Source organism: Vibrio ichthyoenteri ATCC 700023, from assembly GCF_000222605.1.
In the GTDB taxonomy this organism is placed as follows: Bacteria; Pseudomonadota; Gammaproteobacteria; order Enterobacterales; family Vibrionaceae; genus Vibrio; species Vibrio ichthyoenteri.
The window spans coordinates 1-4,183 of the sequence record NZ_AFWF01000208.1; the positions used below are offsets into that span (position 1 = coordinate 1).

General features: G+C 45.0%; 3 protein-coding genes. 1 reads left to right on the forward strand and 2 read right to left on the reverse strand.

All coding sequences use genetic code 11. The annotated features are described in order from the left end of the window. On the forward strand, positions 1-1,856 hold a 1,856-nt coding region (locus tag RH85_RS14850; RefSeq protein ID WP_006713520.1), incomplete at its 5' end, for a toxin-antitoxin system YwqK family antitoxin. A gap of 91 nt (positions 1,857-1,947) precedes the next feature. Here RH85_RS14850 and RH85_RS14855 read toward each other — a convergent pair. Next, entirely contained in the window at positions 1,948-2,793 is an 846-nt protein-coding gene (locus RH85_RS14855; RefSeq protein WP_006713521.1) for an SDR family NAD(P)-dependent oxidoreductase, read from the reverse strand. Positions 2,794-2,853: 60 nt separating this feature from the next. Continuing rightward, positions 2,854-4,143, reverse strand: coding sequence for a permease (locus RH85_RS14860; protein ID WP_006713522.1), 1,290 nt, complete (start codon positions 4,141-4,143; stop codon positions 2,854-2,856). Positions 4,144-4,183 lie beyond the last annotated feature (40 nt).

The following is a 4,183-nucleotide window of genomic DNA, read 5'->3' on the forward strand; positions in this document are numbered from 1 at the left end:
TAGAACGTTTTTTCAGTAGTGGTAAACGACAAGCGCTAGAAACCTATTTGAATAACCTTCGCCACGGCGTGTGGGAAACCTACCATGAAAACGGTACGGTCGCCATACGCCAAGAGTACGCCAACAACCACCTTTCAGGCCGCTACCTAGAACAAAATAGCGCTGGGCAAATTGTTACTGAAGGCGAGTACAATACCCAAGGCGAACGACAAGGTGCTTGGCGAAGCTTCTATGATGACGGCACTCCTAATAGTGAAATTCATTTTGAAGCGGGTGTACACAATGGCAAAGCACTCTCCTACTTTCCTAGTGGACAACTTGCTCAACAGGCAACCTATAAGAACAACCACCTCGATGGCGAATCGTTACGCTACCATGAAAATGGTAATCTCTACGAGAAAGAGCGCTACCAAGATGGGCAGCTTGACGGCCTACAAGTTACCTATAATGCAGATCAAGTGGTTATCGCCGAGAGCAATTTCAAACTGGGGAAACTGGCTGGTGAACAGAAGCGCTATTTTGACGACGGCAAGCTTAAACAACTGACCAATTACCACACCACCATACTGGCAGATAACGGTCAATATCCACTCCACGGCATTCAAGAGCAGTATGACTCTGAAGGTCGATTGGTTGAAAAAGGTAATTTCAAGCAAGGTGTTAAAGATGGTTTATTTACACGCTATCGCCAAGGTGAAATGGACAGTGAGGAAAACTGGCTCGAGGGAGAACGCCACGGCAAGCAAACTCGCTACTACGCGACCGATAAACTGCGCAGCATTGATCATTACGAACACGGCAAACAAACTGGCCGCTCTGAAAGCTATTTTGCCGACGGTACGCTGAAAGAGCGCGGTACGCGTCTCAATAGTGTTTGGATAGGTAAATATGAATCTTTCTACGAAACCGGCTTGCCACGTGAAGTGATTCACTATGCTTCGACTGTCGATGAGAACAGCTATCGAGCGAAATTTCATGGTCATTACGCTCGCTGGTTTGGTAACGGTGACCCAAGTGAGACCGGTGAATATATTGACGGTAAAAAATCTGGCGAGTGGCTGGCGTACAATCAAGGCTTAGTGACTCGTAAACAAACTTACCTCGACGGCAAGTTAAATGGCGAATACGCCGAGTATTACAACGGTCGTCGTCGCGTGACCGGGCTCTATCAAGACAATATGAAAACCGGTGTGTGGACCGGTTATCGCTACCAAGAAAGCGACCCAACCTTTGGCACCATCGCGGAAGGCAATATTCTCCGTACCAGTGAATATGCCAATAATAAGTTACACGGAAAACGTGAGTATTTTGACTTTAAACAGATACGTTATCGCAGTGAAAGTTACGTCGAAGGCGTGCAAACCGGGCCTTACGCGGAATACTATGTCACCAATGGCCAGTTAAAACGCCAAGGTGAAATGATTAAGAATGTTCAAACAGGCTTATGGCAAGGCTGGTTTGAAGACGGGATGCAATCATTTAGTAGTGAATTATTAACCGGCCAGCAACATGGTAAACACCGTGAGTATTACGCTAATGGTCAACTCAAACAGCACGCCCAATTTGAGAAAGGCAAACTAAACGGCCTACTCACTCAGTACTACCAAACCGGTAAACAAGAATACCAAGAGCAATGGTTAAAAGGACAAAAAGAAGGCGAAGCGAGCTACTTTCATACCAACGGAAAACTGGCAGAAAAAGGCAGTTATCTACGTGAACGTAAAGAAGGACTTTGGCTCAACTATTGGCCGAATGGAGAAAAACGCAGTGAAGGTAGTTACATCAGTAACCGACAATCTGGAGATTGGGTTTATTACGATCAATTCGGCAAGTTAATCAAAACCGAGCACCACTAAACAATTTTTTTTTAGCGGTTGAGCCGGTAATCAACGAATAAAAAAGAGCTCTCATCGAGCTCTTTTTGTTTTCTCTCGTCAAACGTAATCGTTAAAACTGAACCTTATCGGCATCGAAATAATAGCGTGACGTTGCGATATCCATTCCCCCGGTGACCGGTAAGCAGACCCCAGTAATAAAGCTCGCTTTATCACTGGCTAAAAAGCTCACGGCATTAGCGATATCATCCGACTCACCCATGCGTTTAATCGGTTGTGTGGCGAGGAAATGATCAATGTACTCAGTGGTGAGGTTTTTCTTTACCGCATCGGTCGCAATCATGCCCGGCAATACCGCATTGCAACGAATACCAAAGCTGGCGTATTGAATCGCTATTTGGCGCGTCATGTGATTAATCGCGTTTTTCGAAGTACCGTAAGCAATACTCGACATTTCAGCGCTTAATGAGGAGAGCGAAGAGATATTAACAATCGCACCGCCCCCCTGCTTCACCATGGTTGGGATCACCGCTTTTGCAGGAATAAAGACGCTGTTGATATTGGCGAGAATGTTCTTCTCCCAGTTGGTCACTTCGGTATGCGCTAAATCCCTATCTTGGCGCAAATCAACACCACCAAAGTTATTGGCCAAAACATCAATTCTACCCTCTTGTTCGAGAACTGAATCAATTAAGCTCGCGTAGGTATCATTCTCAAAGGCATTAAAAAATACTCCAACCGCACGACCACTTTCACCATCATTACGACAGCGCGTATTGATTTCACGCGCTGTCGCACTGGCCAAATCTAAGTCCCAGTCTGCAACATAAACCTTGGCACCTTTCGCGGCTAAAAGCAGACTGCAAGCACGACCTATGCCTTGTGCTCCTGCCAATACCAAAGCAATTTTATTGTCGAATTCATTGTGGTTTTGATTATTATTGGTCACTGATGACATACAAATTCCTCACTCAATGTCGTTTCGCCATACTTAGTCGATGATGTGCTAGCAACGCGGCTACATATTCATTCCCATGCCTGCATTGGCGGTTTTACCTAAGCGGTAATACCAAATAGAAAGCGGGATAAAAATCAAATTCATGATGGTGGTAAAGTTCCAACCAAATCCGTCTTGATTAATAGTGCGTAAGCCTTGTGCCGTTGCATCAATATTAAGACCATTAAAGATGAGATCGACACACAGACCGGTAAATAGAATCGCTACAAACAGCAAGCCCACTATCCATCTTGCTGGTCGTTGACCATAGTATTTTTGGTAAACTCGCATCATTGGAATGGTTAAAACATCAGCGAGAATAAAACCAATTACGCCACCAAAGGAGATCCCTCCATGCCAGAGCGCCGCTGCTAACAGCAGATTACCGACCGAACAAACATAGGCAATCACCGCGACAAAAATACCGATAATCACATCAAGGAAGGAATGTAACCACACAGGCAAATTAACGTCGTTGCTAATAAATAGCATGCGCCAACCTTCAATCGGTACGATCGCAATTAACAGGGATGACACCACAACACCAATCAGGATCTCTTTGCCAATCATCGACAAATCCATTTGGAAAAAACCTGCCGATTTGGTTATTTTTTCCATCATGGGAGACACCACAGCTTGTGGTTCAATGTGCATCTCTTTCTTTGGCATCGAATGCATATCCATACCGCAGTCGCTTTCTTCATGCTTCATCGATGACATATCCATGCCACAGTCGCTTTCTTCATGCTTCATCGACGACATATCCATGCCGCAGTCGCTTTCTTCATGCTTCATCGATGACATATCCATGCCACAGTCTGCCATTGCGGATTTTTTCGGTTGCTCTGCTGCGATATGTTGGCGTAACTCGGCCTCAACCTCTTTCGGATAGAAGCGCTGAAAAAGAACCGCGACAGTCACGATCAAAATGAGTCCACCCAGCACTTCACCCCATAGGAATGTCCAGCCTAATAAGGCCACCAGCACAATAAACATTTCAACAATCAAATTGGTACTGGCGACCAAAAATGCCGTTGCATTGGCTAAGGTCGATTTTTTACTCAATAAGGTATGTGATAGAGAAGCAGCCGCATAGGAGCATGATGAAGAGACCATACCCAGCACGGTCGAGTATGAAAGGCTTTTTAGGTTCGTTTTACCTAGATGTTTCGCCACCGTTTCCACGGGCAAAAGATGACGAATAAATGAAGAGAGAATTAGGCCAAATGCCAGTGGCCAAAAGATTTGCCACACCATATTGCTAAATACCGAAACAATATGGAAAAGAATATTACCGCCATCACTTTGCATAAATGGCTCCTTGCTAGGACGATTAAATGCTCTCTAAGAA

Bases quoted from the DNA above. Each gene is read 5' to 3' on its own strand.
- RH85_RS14860 (WP_006713522.1), bottom strand. From the start codon at position 4,143: ATGCAAAGTGATGGCGGTAATATTCTTTTCCATATTGTTTCGGTATTT.
- RH85_RS14855 (WP_006713521.1), bottom strand. From the start codon at position 2,793: ATGTCATCAGTGACCAATAATAATCAAAACCACAATGAATTCGACAAT.